This is a genomic window from Lentzea xerophila (genome assembly GCF_051094245.1).
GTDB classification, from domain to species: domain Bacteria; phylum Actinomycetota; class Actinomycetes; order Mycobacteriales; family Pseudonocardiaceae; genus Lentzea; species Lentzea xerophila.
On the sequence record NZ_CP194934.1, the window covers coordinates 1404652 to 1427000 of the forward strand.

The following is a 22349-nucleotide window of genomic DNA, read 5'->3' on the forward strand; positions in this document are numbered from 1 at the left end:
GCCGGGAGGGCGACCGATTAACGTGAAGTTCATGCACCGCACCCTTTCCGTGGCCGGCTCTCCGGTGCGCGACCTGCTCGCGCTGACCTCGCGCCCCGAGGTGATCTCGTTCGCGGGCGGCCTTCCCGCCGCCGAACTGTTCGACCTGGACGGTGTGCGCGCCGCCTACGACGTCGCCCTGCGAGACCGCTCGGTGCTGCAATACGCCCCCACAGAAGGAAATCCGGACCTGCGCGCCCTGGTCTGCGCGCGTCTGACCGGCCGTGGACTGCCCACTTCGGACGTCCTGATCACGACCGGCTCCCAGCAGGCGCTCACCCTGGTGGCCACCGCGCTGCTGGAACCGGGCGCCGTCGTGGCGGTCGAGGAGCCGACGTATCTGGCGGCGCTGCAGTGCTTCCAGCTGGCAGGAGCCCGGATCGTGCCCGTCGCGAGCGACGCCGACGGCCTGGTTCCGGAGTCGCTGCGGTCGGTGGTGGCCGCCGAACGTCCTTCGCTGCTGTACCTGGTGCCGACGTTCGCGAACCCGACCGGCCGCACGCTGTCGGCGTCACGCCGCGCGGAGATCGCGGAGATCGCCGCCGAGAACTCGCTGTGGGTCGTGGAGGACGACCCGTACGGCGAGCTCCGCTACCGGGGCTCGGCCGTCGCGCCGCTCGCGTCCATCAGCGATCGAGCCATCTACCTGGGCAGCTTCTCGAAGGTCGGTGCGCCCGGAATGCGCCTGGGCTGGCTCCGCGCGCCCGCCGACCTGCTGCGCACGCTGGTGATCGTGAAGCAGGCCGCCGACCTGCACACGTCCACTGTGGACCAGGCCGCCGCCGCGGCCTACCTGGCCCACAACGACCTCGACGTCCACATCGCCAGCCTGTGCACCGAATACGGCGCGCGGTGTGCCGCGATGATCGCCGCGCTGCCGTCCGCCGTTCCCGACGGCACGACGTGGAGCGACCCGGACGGCGGCATGTTCGTGTGGCTGCGGCTGCCCGGCGACGTGGACAGTGCCGAACTGCTGACGGAAGCCCTGCGCCACGACGTCGCTTTCGTGCCCGGCGCACCGTTCTTCGCGACCACGCCGGATCGTTCGACGTTCCGGATGTCCTTCACCTCCAACACGCCGGAGGAGATCCGGGAAGGCCTGGCCCGGCTGGCGAAGGTGCTGCGGTGAGCCTGCTCGGCGACGAGGCGCTGTGGAGCTCGTCGGTCGTCGCGAACTGCGAGATGAACCGTGAACGAGGCTTGGCGAGCTACCGGCGAGAGCTGGGAACCGATCTCTCACTGAGACCCGGTGCTCGGTGGGTCGATCTCTGTTGCGGCTCCGGCAAAGCGCTGGCCGAGGCGGCGAGGGAGGACCTGACGATCACCGGGGTGGACCTCGTCGACCAGCACGTCTCCGCGCGACCAGGACTGAGTTTCGTCATCGCGCCAGCGGACCAGTGGGAGCCCGACGAACCGGCCGACCTCGTGACGTGCGTCCACGGCCTGCACTACGTGGGCGACAAACTCGGCCTGCTGGTGCGCGCCGCGTCCTGGCTCGCACCCGGCGGCCGGTTCGTCGCGAACTTCGACGTCGCCGGCGTGCGGCGCGCCGACGGCACCCCGTTCGGACGTTCGCTGACCAAAGCGTTGCGCGAAGCCGGATTCACCTACGACACCCGCAGACGTCTCATCGACTACGAAGGGCAGGGACGGCCGCGCCTGCCGTTCGCCTATCTGGGCGCGGACGACAGGGCAGGCCCGAACTACACGGGACAGCCCGCTGTCGACTCCTGCTACGAGCTCCTCTGACGCCCTTCGCCTGCCTTCACACGAACAGTTCGAGGGCGTCCTGGTGGTACTCGCACCGGCCGCCGCCGGTCGCGATGGTGCAGGGCGTGCCCTTCTTCGTGGTGGCACCGCACTGCAACGCCGGGTCGTGCACGTGGCACAGCCCGTTCTTCCCCGCCGTGATCGGACACGGCGTGCCCTTCTTCGTGGGCGCGCCACACGGTTCGCCGCTCAGCTCGCGCGCCTGCTTCGGCTTGGCCACCTTCTTGGGTTTTGCTTGGGGCTGCTTGACTTCCCGCCCCGTGACCTCCTCCACGCCGCGCACGGCCAGGCGGTCGGCGCGCTCGTTCTCGGGATGGCCCGCATGGCCCTTGACCCAGTGCCACGCCACCTCGTGCCTGTTGGCGGCTTCTTCCAGGCGGCGCCACAGGTCGGCGTTCTTGACCGGCTCACGGGCCTTCGTGAGCCAGCCGTTCGCCTTCCACCCGTGCACCCAGGAGGTGATGCCGTTGCGGACGTACGTGCTGTCCGTGTAGAGCTGCACGGTGGACGGCCGCGTGAGGCTCTCCAACGCCACGATGGGCGCCATCAGCTCCATGCGGTTGTTCGTCGTCGGGCCGATGTCACCGCCGTACATGTCCTTCTCGTGCTCGCCGTAGCGCAGCACGGCGCCCCAGCCGCCCGGACCGGGATTGGGGCTGCACGCACCGTCGGTGTAGATCTCGACCTCCATGCGTGGTGAGGCTACCGACGAGGTCCGGCACTCCTGCGCCTGCGGTTGTTGGCGATGATGTGGCGGAACATCTCGACGAGCGCGGGCGCGTTGATGGGCTGGTCGTGGTACACCGAGATCATGCGCGCGGTCTTGTTGCCGTGGCCGCTCGTGATGATGTTCTGTGGATCGGGCACGGCCGCCTTGTCGTAGAGCATCACGTTCACGTGGTCCTTGGTGCCGAGCAACGCGCAGACGTTGCCGTCCAGCACGAAGTACGGCCGGTTGGTGAACTTGATCGTCTCCTCGACGTCCGGATCGGCCTGGTGGACGAGCCTGCGGACCTCGCGGCAGATGTCCTGCTGCCACTCGGGCAGTCCGGCGATGTAGTCGTCAACTCGTGTGTCCATGACCCTGTGTCGTAGCCTCTCGCGGTTTCTCGACATCGTGCCCGTGCGGTAAGACCCGCAGCGACTGATCAGCGAGATGGATTGGGCTCAAAACACCCGATGGGGTGAGATTGACGCGCCAGGACCACGCGTGCCGCGGCGACCAAATCCGCCTCACGCCCGTGCCGGGCCACCGCCTGCAGCCCGACGGGCAGACCGGACGAGTCGAAGCCGGCCGGGATGCTGATCGCAGGGTGCCCGCTCAGGTTGAACGCCCAGGTCAGCGCCGTGTTGATGCGAGCGCCCGGACCGTCGTGCCCGTGCGGCGGGCCGGGCGTCGTCGGGGTGAGCAGCAGGTCCGTCGTCTCGAACAACGCGTCCAGCACCGGACTCGGGCCGCAACTGCCGGCGAACCAGTCGTCGGCAGGGTCCTCGAGCACCAGGTCAACGGCTTGCGGGCGGAGCGGAGCCGCCGCCCGCCAGGCGATCTCGGCCTGCTCGTCGTCCACGGTGGCGAAGCCCAGGTCCGTCGACCAGACGGCGGTGGGCGAACTGACCTCCGTGGTGCCGAGGTAGGTCGCGAGCAGGGAGGGGTCGCGGGTGAAGACCCCGACAGCGGCCCGTTCGGACGAGGTCGTCTTCAGGCCGAGCACGCCGCACCACGCGGCCGGGACGCGGATCGAGCCCGCGCCGTCGACGCCGGTGGCCAGCGGCACGACGCCCGCGGCGACCGCCACGGCCGAGCCCGCGGACGAACCGCCCGGTGTGCGGGAGAGGTTCCACGGGTTGCGGGTGAGCCCACGGGCGTTGCGGCCCCACGTCTGCCACGGCGTGTTGCCGTCCGGCGTGGTGGTCAGGCCGATCGGTACGCAACCGAGGGCCGTCAACGCCTCCCGGTGGCTGCGGCGCTCACCCCGTTTCACCGCGATGGGCATGCCGGCGAGCGGCAACGCGGGATCGACCGGGGGAAAGGAGCGGTAGACCTCGTGGAACGCGTTCAGCACGGGTTCCACGAGGTGCAGCCGGGCCAGGGCGGACTCAACGGCTTCGGGCATGATCCACCTCGTGAAATGGACTCGCGCTGTGCACCACCTGGCTGAGCTCACCGAGAAGTGTGGCGACCTGCCGGCCTCGTTCTTCCGGTTCCAGGTGGTCGAGCTGTGGGTCTTCGGCGATCTGCTCGACGTGCCGCGCGACGTCGAGGCCATCCAGGTCGCGCTGGTCACCGACCTGCCGGTGGACGAGGTGCCGTGGCTGTCCGAGCCCGTCGGGGCCGAGCACTGGGCGAACTCGACGCGGCTGTCGCGCAACCCGTTCGACGCGCGGTGGCGGTCGAAGGACGCGCCGGTGTGGAACCACCGCATCGAGCGGCCCGCGTTGATCTGGAGCGCTGCCGACGGGATCAACGAGGAAGCGCTCGTCGCGGTCAGCGACGGCACGGCCGAGCTCGTGCGCCAGGCGGCGCCATCCGCGGAAGAGCTCCGCAAGCGTGTCGCGGACGAGCTGGAGGTGAGCCTCAGGGCGTTGCGGCGGGTGAACCAGGACTACACCGACCGCCGCTGGAATCCCGGCAAGCTGACCCCCTACTCGGACGCGCTGTGGCGCACCACCACCGGCTACCTCGACCTGCTGGACGCGTAGGGCGTCAGCAGGCATGACGCGGGCTAGGTTGCTCATGTTCGTGTGGAACCTACAAACGGCCGTCGCTTCCGCGCGCAGAGGCCACAAGATGACCATCTGATCAGGTATCGAGGACAGCTCCTCTATCGCAACGTGCGCTCGTGCCGACGCGCGAGTCCGGGGAGGACCGACATGATCTCGGCCCTCCCCGGACAGTTCGCCAGGAGGATCAGATCTTGCCCGCCGCCACGTCGGCGAGGTTCACGCGGGACGACTTGTAGGTCATCACCCAGGGCGTGGACACGGAGTCCTTGACCATGGTGCCCTCGGAACGGATCGGCAGGCCGTTGTCGGCGTTGATGGTGAACACGTGCGAAGCGCTGCCACCGCCGATGGCGGGGCCCACGGTGAGGGCCAGCGCGGGCTGGCCGTCGACCTCGGTCTTGGCGATGGCCACGTCCTGGATGGTCGCGAGCAGCTTCAGCACGCCCGCGCGGACGTCCGGGTTGGCGGCGCCGCGGGACAGCGCGTACGTGGAGCCGCTCCACACCCTGTTGTTGATGCGGTTCTCCAGGTCCTTGCCCGTCGGGCGCGGCCCGGCGTCGGGCACCTTCTTGCCGATCTTTTCCAACTCCTTGGCGACCGCCGCCTGGTGGTCCGCCCACGCCTTGTCGGCCTCGGCGGGGCTCAGGCCGAGGCCGAGGCCGTTGGCGGAGGCATTGACCATCGCGATCTTGGCCTTCTCCACGTCGCCGTTCGCGGCGAGGCTGGCCGCCGCCAGCACGTTCTTGTCGTACTGCTGTGTCGAGTCGTCGTCGCCCTTGCGGACCGCGTCCGCCAGGGTCTTCACCGAGTCGCCGTGGAAGACCTGGCCCTTGTCGGTGTAGAGGTCGTAGAAGGGCTGCGGCGATACGTTGTTCAGCGGGGGCTTCGTGGAGATGACCAGCGACGCGTCACCGGACGTCGTGCCGGACTCCTTGACCTCGGAGGCCAGCTTCACCAGCGGCGACTCGACCACCTGCGGGGCCGCGTCGGACGTGCCGGCCGGGACGCTGCCGCCCGTCGTACCCATCACCACGGCCGCCGCGACGGCTGCCGCGCCCACGGCGGCGACGCTGACCTTCGGCCAGGAGAACCAGCGCTTCGGTCGCACGACCGTGTTCACGGGTTCCTCCATCGCCGTGTGCAGCGCCGAGCGTGCACGGTCGTAGGCCTCGGGACTCGGGGACGGCACATCACGCAAGTTCTTCATGAGATCCATTTCATCCATGGGTTGTCTTTTCACGTTGTCGGGACTTGCAGCAGCGCGGCCACTTCAGGGGCCTCACGCAACGTCTTGCGCGCTTGGTGCAGCAGGCGGCGAGCCGTGCCCGCCGGGATGTCGAGCACCCGCCCGGCCTCGGCGACGGTCAGGTCCTCCCAGGCGACGAGGCCCAGCACTTCCCGCTCTTCCGGTTTGAGCCGAGTCAGTGCCTTTCGCAGCAGTGCCTGCGTGTCCACGCGGGCGTCCACCGTCGGCCAGGGGTCCCAGTCGCTCGCCACTCGGGTCAGGTCCGCCGCCGGCTCCTCGACCGGTTCGGACCGCCAGTACCGGCGCAACCTGTTCAGTGCGACGCCGTACAACCACGGCCTGGCTTCGGGATACGAACTGTCGTAGTTCGCACGGGACTCGTAAGCCGCCACCCACACCTCGCCGAGTACGTCCTCGGCGGCCTGCCGCCCCACTCTGCGCGCAAGGTAGTTCCCGATCGCGGCCTCGTGACGACTGATCACTGTCACGAAGGCATTGGTGTCTCCGCGCAGCGATCTGCCGATCAGTTCCGCGTCTGACGACATGAAGCTCCTCGGGTTTCGCTTCGCCCTTGCATCCCCTCTTTGCCAACGCGGGCCGAAACCGTTCAGGTTGCTTCCATGAATGACGATCTCTGCTGTTCAGCGTGGCGGACGCTCAGCTGCCGAGTGCCTCCGCCACGGGCTGCCGCGGGTCGTACGCGGCCCAGCCCGGGTCCCCGGTGGCGGCGAACGCGACCCAGGCGGTGTGCACCCTGGCCGCGAGCCCGGCTGGGGCGGGATCGGGGCCGAGCAGGCCCGTCTCACCGTGCAGCCACGGCTCGTCGGCGATGTCGAAGACGAAGGGCAGCTCGACGGTGTGGGTGGCGCCGAGGCGCCCGTTCAGGGCTGTTGAGCGATACCCGAACGAGTAGACGTGCGTGCGGCCGCCTGAGATCTGTGCGTGAGCTTGTGCCATGCGGGCCGTGCCGGCGCCGAACAGGGCGTCTCCGAGCACCGCGGAGCGCAGCTCGCCCGGTGACGCGTCCGGCAGCGCCGCGCGGTGTGCGGCGACCTTGGTCTCCGGGTCCGCGGACAGCTTTGCGGCGATGGCGAGCACGTCCGCGTTCGTGGAGGACTCCAGGTTGCCCTGCGGCACGAGGTAGAGGTGTCCTTCTTCGGTGTTGGTGCCGATCAGCAGGTCGACGTCGCGGGCAGGGCCGTCGGGGAGACCGTCGGCGGGCTGGACCGGAAGGACCACACTGAACGGGCTGAGGCCGGCCAGCGGGTCCGTGGCGGTGCTGGTGCGCAGGTCGAGTCCGGCCAGTGCGGGCAGGATCTCCAGGAAGCGCTCGTCGGGAATCGTGGCGAACGCGTCGGCGGTCGGGTCGACGCCCAGCGTGGCGGCCGCCGAGGCGGTGACCCGCCGCGCCTGTTCCGGGGTGAAGGCGCCGGTGCCGCTGCCGCTCTGGATGATCGCCCGCCGGAACAGGCCCTTGGCCTCCGGCGTCGCGAGCAGCGCCCCGACGAGCGTGGCGCCCGCGGACTGGCCGAAGACCGTGACGTTGTCCGGGTCACCGCCGAACGCCGCGACCGTGGCGCGCACCCAGCCGAGCGCGGCGAGCACGTCGAGCAGCCCGCGGTTGGCCGGAGCGCCCTCCAGGTCGAGGAATCCGGGGATGCCGAGGCGGTAGTTCACCGTCACGAGGACGATGCCGTCGCGGGCGAACGCGCTGCCGTCGTAGAGCGCCGCACGGTTCGAGCCGGTGACGAAGCCGCCGCCGTGCACGAAGACCATGACGGGTCGCTTGCCGCTGTCGGCGGCGGGCGTGCGGACGTCGACGGTCAGGTACTCCTCGCCCCGGACCCAGCCCGGCCCGAAGTAGGGGGTCATGTCGAGCGTGCCGAAGTCGCGGACCGGTTGGGGCGCGGTGGGTGAGGGTCGCGTGCCGTCGCGGACGCCGGACCAGCCAGGATGCGGCGCGGGCGGGGCGAAACGGCGGGCGGCGATCGGTGCCGCCGCGTAGGGGATGGCACGGTAGAACTCGCCGGAGTCGTCGCGGACGCCGCGCACGGCGCCCGCCGGGGTGTCGACGACCGGGTCTTGGTGCTGGATCACGGGAAACGCTTTCCTTTCGAGAGGGTCAGGAGATGCGGGAGAAGGCAGCCCACTCCTTGATCGCGAACTTCGACCCGTGACGCTCGACCTCCGCGGCGCCCTGGCCGCCGAAGTGCGCGGGGAAGACGAGCGCGTTGTTCTCGGCGGCGTGGCCGAGCAGCTTGTGCCGGGTGGCCCTGGACTCGGCCGGGTCCTCGCAGAAGCAGGAGTTGGTCTCCGGCTCCGCGATCTGCAGCCCGGTGTGCACCAGGTCCCCGACGAACAGGGCCTGGTCGCCGCCGGACTCCAGGACGAGCACGGACGAGCCGGGGGTGTGCCCGGGAGCGAGGTCGAGCCGCAGGTTCCGGTCGATCCGGTAGGACCCGTCCCACAGGTGGGTCAGGCCGGCCTGGTGGACCGGCGTGACACTGTCCTCGAAGACGTTCTGGTTCCCGCGGCCCAGCACGGACCTGTGCTCGTTGGCGGGGTCCCAGAACTCGAAGTCCCGCCGCGCCATCAGGTACGTGGCGTTCGGGAAGGTCGGCACCCAGGTACGGCCGTCGAGCCGGGTGTTCCAGCCGACGTGGTCGACGTGCAGGTGCGTGTTGACGACGATGTCGACGTCCTCGGGCCGCACCCCGGCGGCGGCGAGGTTGTCGAGGTAGCCCGTGTCCAGACGGCTCCACACCGGCGAGTACGGCCGGTCCTTGTCGTTGCCCACGCCGGTGTCGACGAGGATCGTGCGCCCCTCGCTGCGCAGCAGCCAGGACTGGATCGCCGAGTGGCACTCGTCCGTCTCGGGATCCCAGAAGTCGGGCGCCAGCCAGCCGCGGTGCTCGTCCCACGAGCCGTCGGGACTGTCCGGGAAGAACTCGCCCGGCGTCATCTCGACCGAGCCGTAGTACTCCTTGATGCGCGTCACGGTGACATCGCCCAGGATGATCTGGTCGGGTTGCTGATCCATGAGACCGAGCCTGGACACGTGGGCGGGCACCAACCACTCCCGCGTTGTCCTACCCCTCGCGGGGTGTGGCTGGGACCGGGCAGCGCCCCGGATACTGGGGACATGGACGGACCTGGCCCACTCGGAGATTTCCTGCAGGTCAGACGCGCACTGCTGCGCCCGGAGGACGTCGGACTACGCGACCTCGGACCCCGCAGGCGGGTGGCCGGGCTCCGGCGTGAGGAACTGGCCCAGCTGGCGGGCGTCAGCGTCTCGTACTACACGAGGCTGGAGCAGGGCCTGTCCCGCGGCGCCTCGGCCGAGGTGCTCGAGGCGATCGCCCGCGCCCTGCTGCTCGACGACCACGAACGCGACCACCTCTACCGGCTCGCCGAGTCCGCCCGCCGCACTCCCCGCGCGCGCCGCCCCCGGCCCGAGAAGCTCACCGACGAGACGCGTGACCTCCTGCGCGCCGTGGACGGCGTCCCGGCGCTGGTACTCGGCCGGCGCACGGACGTGCTGGCGTGGAACACCCTCGGACACGCCCTGCTGGCCGGCCACCTGGACTTCCACAGCCCGGACGACCTGACCGGGCGGCCGAACATGAGCCGGATGCTGTTCCTGGACCCGCACTGCCGCGAGCTGTACACCGACTGGAAGCGCAAGGCCCGCGCGGTAGTCGGCAACCTGCGGATCACCGTCGGCAGGCACCCGGACGACCCGCTGCTCGCGGAGCTGATCGGCGAACTGACGATGAAGAGCCCGGAGTTCGTCGCACTCTGGGCCGACCACCGCGTGGAGCCGTGCGACGCCGCGTCCTACGACCTGCACCATCCCGTCGTGGGCACGGTGACCGTGACACAGCAGACACTGTCGATCGCCCGCTCACCGGAACAGATGCTGATCGTGTGCACGACGCCTGCCGGCTCCTCCTCCGAGGAAGCCCTCGCGCTACTTCGGCAGACGAGCAGCGGCCAGGCGCCTTACGTGGACGATGTCGACCGCTTGATCAGCCGCGACGCGAAGACTTCAACGCAGCGACGCGAAGTTGTCGGCGGACGTGGTCTTCCCCACACCCCCCGGAAAGAGTGAATCACACCAGCGGTGAACACATCGCGATCATCGGTGACTGAGTTGCCACAGTGATGCGATGGGAAGTGACACGAGTCGGTCACCAAAGCCGATTGCCCCCTGTCGGCCGGTGTGTAGAACAATCCCCTGGGAGAACTGGTCGCCGAGAAGGTCGCGCAACGTCGCGAGCCCTCGGAAGTCTTCTCCGGTCACAGTATCTCTTGCTTTGGACTCGATGCCGATGACCTGGCCGTCGTCTCGCTCCAAAACCACGTCGACTTCCGCTCCGCCGCTGACTCGCCAGTGATGCAACCGAACCGCCGTCTCGCTCCAGGTGGCTTGCTTCGCGAGCTCGTTGACGATGAATGTCTCGATCAGCGGGCCGCGGGCCGGAGCGACCGGCTTGGCCAACGACTCCGGTGAAACACCCAGCAGCGAAGCGGCAAGTCCCGTGTCGGTGAGGTGCAGCTTCGAGTGTTTTATGACTCGCGCAGTCAGGTTGCGCGACCAGGCCGGAAGCCGGTGGATCAAGAAAACTGCTTCGAGAAGCTCGAGGTAGCGGTTCACCGTGGTGCGATGAAGTCCCGTCTTGCCGGAGGTGTTGACACTGTTGTGCTCCTGCGCGGTGATCGACGCGAGATAGGAGAGCAGCGCGGTGATCGCGCTAGGCTCGTTGATTTTGGCCATTTCGCGAATATCTCGTTCGGCGATTGCTTGCACGTAGCTTCGGAACCAAGCCCTACGTGCTCGTGTGCTCGTCATGAGTGCCGGCTCGGGGAAGCCGCCCCGGCAGACGCGCGCGAAGTAATCGGCGCGATCCACCTGAGAGGGTGCGATGTGGCTCAGCGAGCGAGTTTCGTCGAATGCGATATCGATGAACGACTCGAACTTTCCCTCGAACTCGCCTTGTGAGAACGGCCAGACGTCCACGACAGCGCCGCGACCCGCCAGCGATTCGGACAAGCTCGGGGTTGTCAGGAACCGCGTGGACCCAGCGAGCACGTAGCGACCTGGTCGTGGAACAGCATCGACCTCTGCCTTGATCGCCCTGACGAGTGGGTCGCCGGCTCGCTGTACCTCGTCGATGAGTCTCGGTTCGCTGCCTGTACCCGCGAACGCTAGTGGGTCGCTGACCGCCGCCTGCAAGAGCTGTTCGTCGTCGAGGCTGAGCAACGTTCCGCCGTGGCGGTGCTGCAGGTGTCTGAGCAGTGTCGTCTTGCCGGCCTGGCGTGGTCCGTTGAGTATCACGACACGGAAGGTCGACAGGTACTCCTCCGTGACGCCGGAGCACGCGCGAACCAGGTCTGACTCGGGCACAAGACCTCTCAGCGGTGAGAACGACGGGCGACTGGCGTGTGAGTGTACATCTCACGGCATCTCAAGCCGACAGACCACGATCAGGTCGACCGACATTCTGCAGGCATTAGAACCGACAGATTGCTGATCTTCGCATCCTGCGTTGAGTCCGCTGTCATCGGTCTCCTGGGCTCGAAACCGCGCCGGACGGATCTCGCGCGACGGAAACCGGTCGTGGGTTTGCCCAGCGGTCCCCGCGACGATGTGTAACGGCCGCCTGCTGCCAGAACGACTAGCGGTTGAGTTGGTGCCACTGAGCGCGCCGTGAGCCGATAGGAGTATTCGGTGGACGGGTACGGAATTTCTGTCGACTTCGATGGTCAACAGCTCGTCGTCCAGCCCAAGAACGCACTGACGAAGGTGGCGCTGGGCCGGAGCAGGCTCGTGGTGACCAGCGCGGACCTGGTATCAGTCTCGATGACAAGGGCAGGCCTGTTCCGGAATGGCCGTCTGGATCTCGTCGTTCGAGACGAACGTCCTTGTCAGCTGCACTTCACCCGTAGGCAACAGGCGGATTTCGAGCAGCTGTATCGTGGGCTGCGTTCATTCTGCGCGGGAGACGCAACTATCCCCGAAGTCTCCTCGCGGGAGTCGAAGCAGCAGCCTCGCCCCGCATCAGCTGAACGTTCGACAGGAAAGTCCCTCCTGCTGCGGGGTTCTGGCTGGTTCGGCCAAGAGGTGGTTGGCGAGTCGCACTACTTCCAGGCGTTGCGCGGCCTGGCCGGCGCAACGTCGACTGGTGAGCGGGAAATGACTGCTCAGTTGCGCCGTGAACCGTCGAATCGCCACGATCGCAACGCGGTCCAGGTGTTGATCGAGGGGCGGCTGGTCGGTTACCTGCCGCGCGAATCAGCCGCCGAATACGTGACTCCTCTGCAGGCGGTGGAACAATCCGGCAAGATTGCCCAGTGTCGTGCACGGGTCTGGTGGCGTCGTGGTCCCGGGGACTTCATCGCCAGCGTATCGCTCGATCTTGCTGAACCATCAGTCCTGTTCCCGATCAACGATGTCGATAACCGGTCGCGCCACATGTTCATTCCGTCGGGACGCTCTTATCAGCTGACTCGCGAAAGTGAGCATTTGGACGTGCTGGGACCGTTCATGAGTCGTGCCCAGGCGCAGGGCAAGGCTCTGGTCGTCGCCAGTCTCCGAGTTCTTGAGCGTTCCGGCCCGCGATCGAAGAGCGAAGTTGTCGTGGTCTACGTCGATGGTCGGGAAATCGGCGAGTTGACGAAGCAAACGTCAGCCAAGCTGTTGTCGATCGTGCGCCCGCTGCAGGAAGCCGGCATCACGTGTTACGCCGATGCCGTGTTGACGGGGAACGCTTTGGCCGTTGAGGCGAAGCTCAACATCTCGCCGCCGGAAGCATTGCCGCACGACTTCGTGCGGCAACTGCAGCTCGCGGTTCAGCAACCTTGACGCGTGTCCGGCTCATGACAAGGTCACGTCGTGCCGGTGAGCTCGGCCACCTGAGAGGCCGGTGGCCGAGCTCACTGCGTCTGCGTCACCAGCCGCGGGCGCGCCACTCCGCGAGCGAGGGGCGTTCCTTGCCGAGCGTCGAGTCGTCGCCGTGGCCGGGGTAGAACCACGTGTCGTCGGGCAGCACGGCGAACAGCCGGTCCTCGACGTCGTTGATCAGCGACGCGAAGTTGTCTGCGGACGTGGTCTTCCCCACACCCCCCGGAAAGAGTGAATCTCCGGTGAAGAGGTGCGGGTGGCCGGCCGGGTCGTCGTACACGACCGCGATCGAACCCGGCGTGTGGCCGCGCAGGTGGATGATCGAGAGCGGGACTTCTCCCACGTTGACGGTGTCGCCGTGGTCCACGAGGACGTCCGGCGGGACCGGGAGGACGGCGGCGTCGAGCTCGTGGGCGACGGTGTTCGCGCCGTGGGCGCCGGCGAGGGCTCCCAGTGCCTGCCAGTGATCGGCGTGCTGGTGCGTCGTCACGATCGTGCGCAGGCGTGGGCGGTTCGGGATGTGGCCGAGCAGGTCGGACAGGCGCTCGTAGTCGTTGGCCGCGTCGATCAGCAACGCCTCGTTCGTGGACCGGCAGACCAGCAGGTAGGCGTTGTTGTCCATCGGGCCGACGGAGATCTTGGTGATGGTCAGCGCGTCCAGGGTGCGGCGGGCCGCGGGGCCGTCGGGATCAACGTGTCCGGTGTAGTTCTCGAGTACGTCCACGGTGGCAGACGGTAGTAGCTCGATGCGGCGAGACGCACACCTTCAGGTTGCATACAGGTCTCACTCATAGGGTAAGTAAGGATCTAGCTTCGATCCCCGAGTACGCCGAAAGCACCAGCGAACGGTCCCCGCCTCTCGTGATTTCAGAGCAACGACAGCAGCCCAGGACGGCCCGCAGGGTCAGCTGGGACGTCCTCCGCGTCGTCGCCATCGGGTGCGTGTTGCTCCACCACGGCACGCTCACGAGCGTCAGCAGTCACCCCTATCTCGGGCCGCTGCCGTTCACCTTCCCGATGTCGATGGGCGCCAGCACGCTGATGGTCGTCTCGGCCTTCTTCGCCTGCGCCTCGCTGAACAGCGGCAGACCCGGGCTGTTCCTGTGGAGGAGAGTCGCGCGGCTGCTGCCCGCGTACCTGGCGGCGGTGCTGCTCACTTATGCCGTGCAGCGGTGGATCGCGCCGGAGGGGTGGAGCCAGCTCGACGGCAGGGACGTCGTCTACAACCTGCTGCTGGTCAACCAGTGGTTCCCGGACGTCGACATCGTCGACTTCGCGTACTGGACCGTGCCGGTGCAGCTCACGGCGTTCATCGCCGGTGCCCTGCTCGTGAAGCGGCTGAAGGGCACCAAGCTCCGCGTCTTCCTGTGGGCGCTCATCATCACGCCGCTGGTGATGCGTCCGTTGCTGGACCACTCGCACACGCTCTTCATGATCTACAACGGGTTCGCGCTGCACAGGGCACAGCTGTTCGCCGCCGGCATCGCGGTCTGGCTGTGGCACAAGGACCGGATCGGCGCGAAGCATCTCGCCGCGCTCCTCGTCGCCACCCTGGTCGCGCAGGCGATTCACACGACCGAGTACGGATCGACGCTCGGCTTCGCCGTACTGCTACTCATGGTGTGCGCGGCGGCCGCTGGACCCGATTGGGTGTTCTTCGGGCCGATCGCCAGGCCGATCACGTGGCTCGCCGGCATCTCGTACGGCGTCTACCTCGTGCACCAGCAGATCGGCACCGTGGTGATGGACCGCATGCACGCCGTTGGGCTGCGGTCCTGGTGGGTCCTCGCCGGGTTCCTCACCTCGGCGCTGGTGCTCGGGTGGGCGATGACGAAGTTCGTCGAACGGCCCGCGTACCGGCTGCTGACTCAGCCCCAGTCGGGCAGGTCGGGCAGCTCCCCGCGCAGGTCGGCGCCGTCGGTCCGGCCGGTCAGCCATCCCAGGACGGCGGCCGCCGACCCGCTCACCGAGCTGCGGCTCGCCGGGCCGTTGACCATCCAGCTGCGCTGACTGCCGTCGGGCAGTGTCACCTCGATGCCGAACGGGTCGACCCTGCCCGCGAACTGCGCGACCGCGTCGTCGAGGAACTCCTCCACGAAGTCGGCGGGCAGGTCGTCGAACCCGATCCCGGCGTTCAGGTCGACGAGGTGGATCCAGATCTCGCGCAGCCGGAACAACGGCACCATGGACGCCGGGATCGCCTGCCCCTTGGGCGTGGTGATCTCCGAACGCCACGCGTGCGCGGGCAGCTCGCGGCACGCGGCCTCGAACCGCTGGCACGCCGAGTCCAGATCGGCCTTGATTACCTGCAGGATCCTGCGGGAACCCTCTTCGATGTCGGCGTCGCGATCCGCCCGTGACGTGTAGGCCTGGTGCTCGACCCCGGTCTTCGCCCAGGTGAGCAGGTTCACCAACGCGTCCGCGTTGCGCGCGAGGTGGGTGATGACGTGTCCGCGGGTCCATCCCGGAAGCAGGCTCGCGCCGCGCACGGCGGCCTGGTCCAGCTCCTCGACGACCTCGTACAGGACGTCCGTCGCCTGGCGCACGGCGTTGATGTGCCGGTCAGGCACTCCCCGAGGTGCAGGTACGGACGTGTCCTGGGTGGACGGCGTGTAGGTCATGTGCTGCCTCTCCCCGACGTTGAGGCTCTGATCGAAGTGACCAGACTATGAGTAAACCCAGCTCAGGGGAATGCGACAGCCATCCGAACCGTTTTTGTCAGGGGTGCGCCCTAGCATGGTCGGCGGGTCGGTCGCAGCCTCCAATCCGATGCTAGTACTCTTCGAACGCTTGTTCGGGAGAGTGTGGCGTGAGTGACCCGCCGATCGCAGCCGAAGGGACCCCAGTGGCAGACCGTCTTGTTGTTCGCGGCGCCCGCGAGCACAACCTGCGCGGCGTGGATATCGACCTGCCGCGGGACAGCCTGATCGTCTTCACGGGGCTGTCCGGCTCCGGCAAGTCGAGCCTGGCTTTCGACACGATCTTCGCCGAGGGGCAGCGCCGCTACGTCGAGTCGCTCTCGGCGTACGCGCGCCAGTTCCTCGGGCAGATGGACAAGCCCGACGTCGACTTCATCGAGGGTCTCTCGCCCGCGGTCTCGATCGACCAGAAGTCCACGAGCCGCAACCCGCGCTCGACCGTCGGCACCATCACCGAGGTCTACGACTACCTGCGCCTGCTCTACGCGCGCGCCGGCAAGCCGCACTGCCCGCAGTGCGGCGAGGCGATCGGCAAGCAGACGCCGCAGGAGATCGTCGACCAGGTGCTCGCGATGGAGCAGGGCATCAAGTTCCAGGTGCTCGCACCGGTCATCCGCGGCCGCAAGGGCGAGTACCTCGACCTCTTCCAGAACCTGCAGACGCAGGGCTACTCGCGCGCGAAGGTCGACGGGGTCGTCTACGCGCTCGCCGAGGTGCCCAAGCTCAAGAAGCAGGAGAAGCACCACATCGCGGTCGTCATCGACCGCCTGTCGGTCAAGTCGTCGTCCAAGCAGCGCCTGACCGACTCGGTCGAGACCGCGCTGCGGCTCGCCGACGGCCTGGTCGAGCTCGAGTTCGTCGACCTGCCCGAGACCGACCCGAAGCGGATCAGGGGCTTCTCCGAGAACCTGGCGTGCCCCAACGGCCACCCGCTCGCGATCGAGGACCTGGAGCCGCGGTCGTTCTCCTTCAACTCGCCGTACGGCGCGTGCGTGGTCTGCACGGGCATCGGCGTGCGCAAGGAGGTCGACCCGGAGCTCGTCGTCACGGACGACGAGCTGACCCTGGAAGAAGGCGCCATCGCGCCGTGGGCCGGCGGGCAGACGGCGGAGTACTTCACCCGGCTGCTGCAGTCGCTCGGCGAGACCATCGGCTACCGGATGGACACGCAGTGGCGCCACCTGCCCGCCAAGGCGCAGAAGGCGATCCTGCACGGCATCGACGAGCAGGTGCACGTCCGCTACAAGAACCGCTACGGCCGTGAGCGCTCCTACTACGCCAACTACGAGGGCGTGATCCCGTTCCTCGAACGGCGTCAGGAGCAGACCGAGTCCGACTACATGCGGGAGAAGTACGAGGGCTACATGCGCGAGGTCCCGTGCCCCGCGTGTGCGGGTACGCGCCTCAAGCCCGAGATCCTCGCCGTCACGCTGCACCACGGCAAAAAGGGCGACAGGTCCATCGCCGAGGTCTGCGCGATGAGCGTCTCGGAGTGCTCGGACTTCCTCGACGGCCTCAAGCTCGGCAAGCGCGAGTCGATGATCGCGGGTGCGGTGCTCAAGGAGATCCAGGCCCGCCTGCACTTCCTGCTCGACGTCGGCCTCGACTACCTCTCGCTCGACCGCGCGTCGGGCACCCTGTCCGGCGGTGAGGCGCAGCGCATCCGCCTCGCCACGCAGATCGGGTCCGGTCTGGTCGGCGTGCTGTACGTGCTGGACGAGCCGTCGATCGGCCTGCACCAGCGCGACAACCACCGGCTGATCGAGACGCTGACGAGGCTGCGCGACCTCGGCAACACGCTGATCGTCGTCGAGCACGACGAGGACACGATCCGCAGCTCGGACTGGGTGGTCGACATCGGCCCCGGCGCGGGCGAGCACGGCGGCAAGGTCGTGCACAGCGGCCCGTACAAGAAGCTGCTGACGAACAAGGAGTCGATCACCGGCGCGTACCTGTCGGGCCGCAAGTCGATCCCGATGCCCGCCAAGCGCCGCAAGATCGACAAGAAGCGCCAGCTCACGGTCGTCGGCGCGCGCGAGCACAACCTGCGCGGCATCGACGTGTCGTTCCCGCTCGGCACGCTCACCTCCGTCACCGGTGTGTCCGGCTCCGGCAAGTCGACGCTGGTCAACGACATCCTGGCCACGGTGCTCGCGAACAAGCTCAACGGCGCGCGCCAGGTGCCCGGCCGCCACACCCGGATCAACGGCCTGAACGAGGTCGACAAGCTGGTGCGGGTCGACCAGTCGCCGATCGGCCGCACGCCGCGGTCGAACCCGGCCACCTACACCGGTGTGTTCGACCACGTGCGCAAGCTGTTCGCGGCGACGACCGAGGCGAAGGTCCGCGGCTACCAGCCTGGCCGCTTCTCGTTCAACGTCAAGGGCGGCCGCTGCGAGGCGTGCGCGGGCGACGGCACGATCAAGATCGAGATGAACTTCCTCCCGGACGTCTACGTCCCCTGCGAGGTCTGCAAGGGCGCGCGGTACAACCGCGAGACGCTGGAAGTGCACTACAAGGGCAAGACGATCTCCGAAGTCCTCGACATGCCGATCGAGGAAGCGGCCACGTTCTTCGAGCCGATCAACGCCATCCACCGCCACCTGCGCACGCTGGTCGACGTCGGCCTGGGCTACGTGCGGCTGGGCCAGCCGGCACCGACGCTGTCCGGTGGCGAGGCGCAGCGCGTGAAGCTCGCGTCGGAGCTGCAGAAGCGCTCGACCGGCAAGACGGTCTACATCCTCGACGAGCCCACGACGGGCCTGCACTTCGAGGACATCCGCAAACTGCTGGGCGTGATCAACGGCCTGGTGGACAAGGGGAACACCGTCATCGTCATCGAGCACAACCTCGACGTCATCAAGACGTCAGACTGGATCGTCGACATGGGTCCCGAAGGGGGCTCCGGCGGAGGTATGGTCGTGGCAGAGGGCACACCCGAGCAGGTCTCCGAGGTCGAGAAGAGCTACACGGGGCAGTTCTTGCTGCAGGTGCTCGAAAATGAGGAGGTGTCGGCAGCAGGGTGATGATCCCACTCGATGCGCTGGCCCACCGCGAGCGCGCCCTTCAGGCGTCGCGCGGAGAGCCCACTGCGTACCCCTTCAGCCTCGTTGAGGCGCTCGACTCGTCGGAGCAGGCACTCCGCCGCGTCGCGGCTGTCGGTTGGTTGCGGACCCTGGAACGGTTTCCTCATCTAGTCGGCAAGTGAACACGGACGGCCTAGTGAGACGCTGGAGTCTCACTAGAGCCATATGACACGCCGTGAGGAATTCCCGGTCCGCTGTGAGTTTTGTCGAGGACCTGTCACTCGGACGAGCGATCCGGGATGATGGCGGCCGTGTCACTGAACCGCTATCACTTCCGCAGCGTGTGGCACGTCGACGCGTCCCCGGCCGATGTGTACGAGGTGCTGTCCGACATCGCGAACTATCCGTTGTGGTGGAACGAGGTCCGGAAAGCGACGAAGATCGACGACGAGACCGGCGAGCTCCGGTGCCGCTCGTTCCTTCCCTTCGACCTCGTCGTGCAGGTCAAGCACAGCATCCGCAACCAGCAGGCCGGCCTTTTGCGCGCGACGTTGTCCGGTGATCTCGAAGGCTATGCCAGCTGGGAGATCACCGGCAGAGACGGCGGCACGGACCTGATGTTCGACCAGGAGGTCGTGGTCAACAAGGCGCTGCTGCGGCGGCTGGTGCTGATCGCCAAGCCGTTCTTCCGCGGCAACCACGACCTGATGATGCGCGGCGGCTTCAAAGGCCTGAAGCAGGCCCTCGAAGCCAAGGCGGCCAGCCGGGACGAAGCCTGACGGTCGCCGGTGCCTCTCATCGCTGGTAGTCACCGATCTGGATCAAGGCTTTGTCGCTCGCCCGCCCGCACTTGAGCGGGACCTGGGTATGCGCGAGGCCGTCCTCGTAGGGCCAGGAACAGGCCCAGTCGCCGGACTGCCAGAGCATCAGCTGGCCCTGCACCTGACCGGTGTCGAGCGCGACCTGGTAGCGGTCCACGACGTCGATGGCGGCCGGGCAGTCGATCCAGCCGTCCAGGATGGTGACCTTCCGTTCACCGTCACGGCAGACGACCGGTTCCTTGAGGCAGTCGAAGTTCCACGCGGCCCAGACTTCCTTCGGCACCTGGCCGCACGGCATGTCCGTCTGCGCCAGCGTTTTCTGCCACGCGTCATCCTTGAACTCGAAGACGACCGGCATGTCCTGCCCCTCGCGGTTCGACGAGTTCAAGGCCGCGAGCACGTAGCGGTCCTGCTGGCACTTGATGTCGAAGTAGGTCAGGCCGGGCTCCGGCAGGTACGCGGCAGCGAGAGTCTCCTGGGACACCGAGTCGCACGGAGCGATCTTCACCTCCTTCGCGACCAGATCGGCGGGGACCGAGATCTCCTTCATCGTGGTGACGAGCTCGTCGGAGCTTTTGGTGAGACGGGGCTTGTGCGCGTCGGACGCGGCGGCGATCTCGTTGAGGACTCGGATCTGTTCCGGGGTGAGCCGGTGGCCGACGAACCGGAAGTCGATCTTCACCCCGGCCCGCGCCACGTGCTCGTCGATGATCGTGCGGACCTCGTCGGCGTTCTTGCCGCAGGCGTCGGCACCGCCGCGGGCGACGACCACGATCCGGTTGGTCGCGGAGCCGCGGAACGGATAGGTGCGGGCGAAGTCGTCGATCGCCGCGAGGATGCCGCTGAGCAGGGTCGCCTTGCCGCGGGGCGTGATCGCGCGGGCGGCGGTACCGATCTCGGCCGCCTGGCCGGTGCCGGGCGTCACCAGCTCGGCGGTGTCGGGGGAGTCGCAGGTGCCGCCGAAACGGCGCAGCGCCAGTGAATCGTCGGCGGACATGTTCGACGCGGCGGTTCCGACGGCGTCCGCCACCTCGCCGAAGTCCGGCGACTCGGACGCGTCGACCAGGAACGTCGTGCGGTGGTCCGGAGTCAGGAACATCCACGCCCCGCCGGTCACCAGCCCCAGCACCAGAACCACGGCACCCGCTGCTGCCAGCCAGCGTTTCATCACGTTCCCCCTGGGCCTTGCGCGCGCAGCGCCGTCAGCTCGTCCGTCATGTTCCGTGCCTCGGCGTTGTACGCGCCGGCGGCCTTGGTGTAGACGGCGAGCGGTTCCGTCAGGTTCCGTCCCGAACGAGCCGAGTCGAGCAACGACTCCGCCGCCGTGATCACCGAAGCTTGCAAGGAGCGCAGCCGCACCGCGATGTCCCGCAACCGCACCGCGTCCGCCGAGCTGGTGCGGCCGTCGAGGTCCTTGATCTCGATGTCGACGACGGCGTCCCGAGCCTCGGTCATCGCGGCGTCGGCGAGGTCGAGCCGGCCGCTCTTGATCGCCTCGGTGGCCGAGTTGAGCTTGTCCACGGTCGGGTTCAGCACGTTGACGACCGACTGCGACGACCGCAGCACCGGCTCGATGGTGGTGAACCACGCGAGCATGCGCCGCAGTTCCTCGGGTGAGTCCGTGAACGCCGGTTCCTGCTGATTGAGCTGCATGGCCAGCTTCGTCAGCTCGTCGCCGCCGTCGCGGACCTGGTAGCCGATGAACCGGAACTCGATCGACAGCCCGGCGGCCGCCACCCGGTCCCGGATCTGGGCCTGGACGAACTCGTCGTCGGGATCGCACTCGTCCCGGCCGTGCCTCGTCACGACGATGATCCGGTTGACCTGCTTGGCTTTCAGCGACAACGGCGTGGTGAAGTCGCTGACCGCCTCGACGATCCCGCGCTGCAGCGTGGCTTTCGCGCCCTGCCGCACCGACTGCGCCGCCTGGGCGATCTCCTGGCGGTTGCCGGTGCCGAACCCGACGAGCTGCGTGGTGTTCTCGTCCGACCCGCACTCGCCACCGAAGCTGCGCAACGACTGGGAGTCGTGCTCGCCCGAGTTGCCGACGACGGTCGTCAGCGCACCGGTGACGCTCGCCAGGTCACCCTCGGCGGCGTCGATCAGGAACGTCGTCTTGTAGATGGGCGCGAACACCGGGACGACCCACCGCACCACCACGAACCCGCCGCCGGCGACCAGGACGCCGGCGAGCAGGGCGACCAGCAGGCGCCGCACGCTCTTCGGCAGTTCCCAGAACGTGTTCCACTGCCGCGCGTTGTCCCCGACGATGACGCCCTTGGCCTTGCCCAGGTTCACCGTGTACTGGGCGTCCGCTGCCGGTTCTTCGAGTTTCCCGTGCGCCTTCCGGATCGCCTCGGACGCCGCCGGCGACAGCTCGTTCGCCGCGTCGACGGACAGACGGATCTCGTCCATGGAAGAAAAGGTACAGAGTTTGGGAGGAAAGGAAGTCAGGTTCGGCCGGACAGGTGGCGGATCAGCAACGCGAGTTGTTCCGCGTACCTGTCGGCGAACTCCGGTGTCGCGGGGTCCTCGCCGGTGATCTGGCTCGCGGTGTGCCGCAAGGTCAACGGCGCGGAGGCGGCGGCCATCAGTGCCAGCAACAGGAAACCGGGGTCCAGGTCCGCGGGTAGCTCTCCGGCGGCCTGGCGCTCCCGCATCTGCTCGACCTGGGCGCGCAGGAACGCCGCGTCGGTGGGTGGGCTGTCGCCTGCCAGGTTCGACCACGCCCACAGCCGGCCGTGGTCGGTCAGCGTGGTGTGCACGAAGCTCGCCAGCACCTTGTCGAGTGGCTGCTCCGTGCTCGCCATCTCGGCCGCGGACCCGTGCCAGCTCGTGGCGAGCTCCTTGTACAGGCCTTCCTTGCCGCCGAAGTAGTACGAGATCAGCTGCTTGTTCACGCCCGCCCGCGCCGCGATGTCCGTGGTGCGCGTGGCCGCGTAGCCCTTCGCGCCGAACTCCGCCGCGGCCGCCTCCAGCAGCAGGGCCCGCGTGCGTTCCGGGTCGCGCTTGCGTTCCGCAGCGCTGGGAGAGCGGCGTTGATCCACGTCGACACGGTAGCCGACCGACCCTTATCAACCAACGGGTTGACTTAATCAACCGCGCGGTTGAAACTCGATG

19 protein-coding genes and 2 pseudogenes are annotated in these 22349 nt (G+C 68.0%); 8 read left to right on the top strand and 13 right to left on the bottom strand.

Features of this window, described 5'->3' with window-relative positions:
- Nucleotides 1-31: 31 nt before the first annotated feature.
- Complete coding sequence (locus ACRSBM_RS06945; protein ID WP_434440793.1) at nt 32-1168, top strand: PLP-dependent aminotransferase family protein; 1137 nt, start codon at nt 32-34, stop codon at nt 1166-1168.
- Entirely contained in the window at nt 1165-1788 is a 624-nt protein-coding gene (locus ACRSBM_RS06950; RefSeq protein ID WP_434440795.1) for a class I SAM-dependent methyltransferase, read from the top strand. Before ACRSBM_RS06945 ends, ACRSBM_RS06950 begins: the two co-directional genes overlap by 4 nt.
- A 268-nt stretch (nt 1789-2056) precedes the next feature.
- Here the strand turns inward: ACRSBM_RS06950 and rnhA are convergent.
- From rnhA to ACRSBM_RS06965, 3 genes and pseudogenes are all read right to left on the bottom strand, one after another.
- Nucleotides 2057-2500: pseudogene (gene rnhA, locus ACRSBM_RS06955) on the bottom strand (ribonuclease HI); the annotation flags it as partial.
- A gap of 11 nt (nt 2501-2511) precedes the next feature.
- Nucleotides 2512-2889: a DUF1801 domain-containing protein gene (locus ACRSBM_RS06960; RefSeq protein WP_434440797.1), complete on the bottom strand. Its 378-nt coding sequence runs from the start codon at nt 2887-2889 to the stop codon at nt 2512-2514.
- Nucleotides 2890-2957: 68 nt separating this feature from the next.
- Nucleotides 2958-3923: an amidase family protein gene (locus ACRSBM_RS06965; RefSeq protein ID WP_434440798.1), complete on the bottom strand. Its 966-nt coding sequence runs from the start codon at nt 3921-3923 to the stop codon at nt 2958-2960.
- A 10-nt stretch (nt 3924-3933) separates the two neighbouring features.
- Between ACRSBM_RS06965 and ACRSBM_RS06970 the strand changes: the two genes are divergently transcribed.
- Nucleotides 3934-4509 (top strand): DUF7711 family protein, encoded by a 576-nt coding sequence (locus ACRSBM_RS06970; protein WP_434440799.1) that lies wholly within the window; start codon nt 3934-3936, stop codon nt 4507-4509.
- A 208-nt stretch (nt 4510-4717) separates the two neighbouring features.
- Here ACRSBM_RS06970 and ACRSBM_RS06975 read toward each other — a convergent pair whose 3' ends face one another.
- The 4 genes from ACRSBM_RS06975 to ACRSBM_RS06990 all read right to left on the bottom strand — a co-directional run bounded on the left by ACRSBM_RS06975 (nt 4718) and on the right by ACRSBM_RS06990 (nt 8819).
- Nucleotides 4718-5740 (bottom strand): hypothetical protein, encoded by a 1023-nt coding sequence (locus ACRSBM_RS06975; protein ID WP_434440801.1) that lies wholly within the window; start codon nt 5738-5740, stop codon nt 4718-4720.
- A 29-nt stretch (nt 5741-5769) separates the two neighbouring features.
- Nucleotides 5770-6324: an RNA polymerase sigma factor gene (locus ACRSBM_RS06980; RefSeq protein WP_434440803.1), complete on the bottom strand. Its 555-nt coding sequence runs from the start codon at nt 6322-6324 to the stop codon at nt 5770-5772.
- A 112-nt stretch (nt 6325-6436) separates the two neighbouring features.
- Nucleotides 6437-7876 (bottom strand): carboxylesterase/lipase family protein, encoded by a 1440-nt coding sequence (locus ACRSBM_RS06985; RefSeq protein WP_434440805.1) that lies wholly within the window; start codon nt 7874-7876, stop codon nt 6437-6439.
- 25 nt (nt 7877-7901) lie between these two features.
- Entirely contained in the window at nt 7902-8819 is a 918-nt protein-coding gene (locus ACRSBM_RS06990; RefSeq protein WP_434440807.1) for an MBL fold metallo-hydrolase, read from the bottom strand.
- A gap of 102 nt (nt 8820-8921) precedes the next feature.
- Here ACRSBM_RS06990 and ACRSBM_RS06995 point away from each other — a divergent pair, with 102 nt between their 5' ends.
- Nucleotides 8922-9890, top strand: coding sequence for a helix-turn-helix transcriptional regulator (locus ACRSBM_RS06995; protein WP_434440808.1), 969 nt, complete (start codon nt 8922-8924; stop codon nt 9888-9890).
- Nucleotides 9891-9917: 27 nt separating this feature from the next.
- Here ACRSBM_RS06995 and ACRSBM_RS07000 read toward each other — a convergent pair whose 3' ends face one another.
- Nucleotides 9918-11186 (bottom strand): ATP-binding protein, encoded by a 1269-nt coding sequence (locus ACRSBM_RS07000; RefSeq protein ID WP_434440809.1) that lies wholly within the window; start codon nt 11184-11186, stop codon nt 9918-9920.
- 324 nt (nt 11187-11510) lie between these two features.
- On the opposite strand from ACRSBM_RS07000, the gene ACRSBM_RS07005 reads away from it, so the two are divergent.
- A complete protein-coding gene (locus ACRSBM_RS07005) occupies nt 11511-12644 on the top strand; it encodes an HIRAN domain-containing protein (RefSeq protein ID WP_434440810.1) in 1134 nt (377 codons plus the stop codon).
- A gap of 85 nt (nt 12645-12729) precedes the next feature.
- On the opposite strand, the gene ACRSBM_RS07010 is transcribed toward ACRSBM_RS07005, so the two are convergent.
- Nucleotides 12730-13407, bottom strand: a complete 678-nt coding sequence (locus ACRSBM_RS07010) for an MBL fold metallo-hydrolase (protein ID WP_434440811.1) — start codon at nt 13405-13407, stop codon at nt 12730-12732.
- Nucleotides 13408-13544: 137 nt separating this feature from the next.
- On the opposite strand from ACRSBM_RS07010, the pseudogene ACRSBM_RS07015 reads away from it, so the two are divergent.
- Nucleotides 13545-14504: pseudogene (locus ACRSBM_RS07015) on the top strand (acyltransferase family protein); the annotation flags it as partial.
- A 47-nt stretch (nt 14505-14551) separates the two neighbouring features.
- Here the strand turns inward: ACRSBM_RS07015 and ACRSBM_RS07020 are convergent.
- Entirely contained in the window at nt 14552-15304 is a 753-nt protein-coding gene (locus ACRSBM_RS07020) for a maleylpyruvate isomerase family mycothiol-dependent enzyme (protein ID WP_434440812.1), read from the bottom strand.
- Between the two features lie 224 nt (nt 15305-15528).
- Between ACRSBM_RS07020 and uvrA the strand changes: the two genes are divergently transcribed.
- Nucleotides 15529-18408 (top strand): excinuclease ABC subunit UvrA, encoded by a 2880-nt coding sequence (gene uvrA, locus ACRSBM_RS07025; RefSeq protein ID WP_434440813.1) that lies wholly within the window; start codon nt 15529-15531, stop codon nt 18406-18408.
- Between the two features lie 311 nt (nt 18409-18719).
- On the top strand, nt 18720-19187 hold the full coding sequence (locus tag ACRSBM_RS07030) for an SRPBCC family protein (protein ID WP_434440814.1): 468 nt from the start codon (nt 18720-18722) through the stop codon (nt 19185-19187).
- Nucleotides 19188-19203: 16 nt separating this feature from the next.
- Here the strand turns inward: ACRSBM_RS07030 and ACRSBM_RS07035 are convergent, their stop codons facing one another.
- From ACRSBM_RS07035 to ACRSBM_RS07045, 3 genes are read right to left on the bottom strand one after another with little or no spacing between them, the layout of a single operon-like run.
- Nucleotides 19204-20397 carry a hypothetical protein gene (locus ACRSBM_RS07035; RefSeq protein WP_434440815.1) on the bottom strand — a complete coding sequence of 398 codons (1194 nt, stop codon included), beginning with the start codon at nt 20395-20397 and terminating at the stop codon, nt 19204-19206.
- Nucleotides 20397-21644: a VWA domain-containing protein gene (locus tag ACRSBM_RS07040; protein ID WP_434440816.1), complete on the bottom strand. Its 1248-nt coding sequence runs from the start codon at nt 21642-21644 to the stop codon at nt 20397-20399. The genes ACRSBM_RS07035 and ACRSBM_RS07040 overlap by 1 nt, the downstream gene beginning before the upstream one ends.
- A 35-nt stretch (nt 21645-21679) precedes the next feature.
- Nucleotides 21680-22276 (bottom strand): TetR/AcrR family transcriptional regulator, encoded by a 597-nt coding sequence (locus tag ACRSBM_RS07045; protein WP_434440818.1) that lies wholly within the window; start codon nt 22274-22276, stop codon nt 21680-21682.
- Nucleotides 22277-22349 lie beyond the last annotated feature (73 nt).

Coding starts and splice junctions, on each gene's coding strand:
- ACRSBM_RS06995 (WP_434440808.1), top strand. CDS start 8,922: ATGGACGGACCTGGCCCACTCGGAGATTTCCTGCAGGTCAGACGCGCA.
- ACRSBM_RS06965 (WP_434440798.1), bottom strand. CDS start 3,923: ATGCCCGAAGCCGTTGAGTCCGCCCTGGCCCGGCTGCACCTCGTGGAA.
- ACRSBM_RS06945 (WP_434440793.1), top strand. CDS start 32: ATGCACCGCACCCTTTCCGTGGCCGGCTCTCCGGTGCGCGACCTGCTC.
- ACRSBM_RS06975 (WP_434440801.1), bottom strand. CDS start 5,740: ATGAAGAACTTGCGTGATGTGCCGTCCCCGAGTCCCGAGGCCTACGAC.
- ACRSBM_RS07020 (WP_434440812.1), bottom strand. CDS start 15,304: ATGACCTACACGCCGTCCACCCAGGACACGTCCGTACCTGCACCTCGG.
- ACRSBM_RS06980 (WP_434440803.1), bottom strand. CDS start 6,324: ATGTCGTCAGACGCGGAACTGATCGGCAGATCGCTGCGCGGAGACACC.
- ACRSBM_RS06990 (WP_434440807.1), bottom strand. CDS start 8,819: ATGGATCAGCAACCCGACCAGATCATCCTGGGCGATGTCACCGTGACG.
- ACRSBM_RS06960 (WP_434440797.1), bottom strand. CDS start 2,889: ATGGACACACGAGTTGACGACTACATCGCCGGACTGCCCGAGTGGCAG.
- ACRSBM_RS07040 (WP_434440816.1), bottom strand. CDS start 21,644: ATGGACGAGATCCGTCTGTCCGTCGACGCGGCGAACGAGCTGTCGCCG.
- ACRSBM_RS07035 (WP_434440815.1), bottom strand. CDS start 20,397: ATGAAACGCTGGCTGGCAGCAGCGGGTGCCGTGGTTCTGGTGCTGGGG.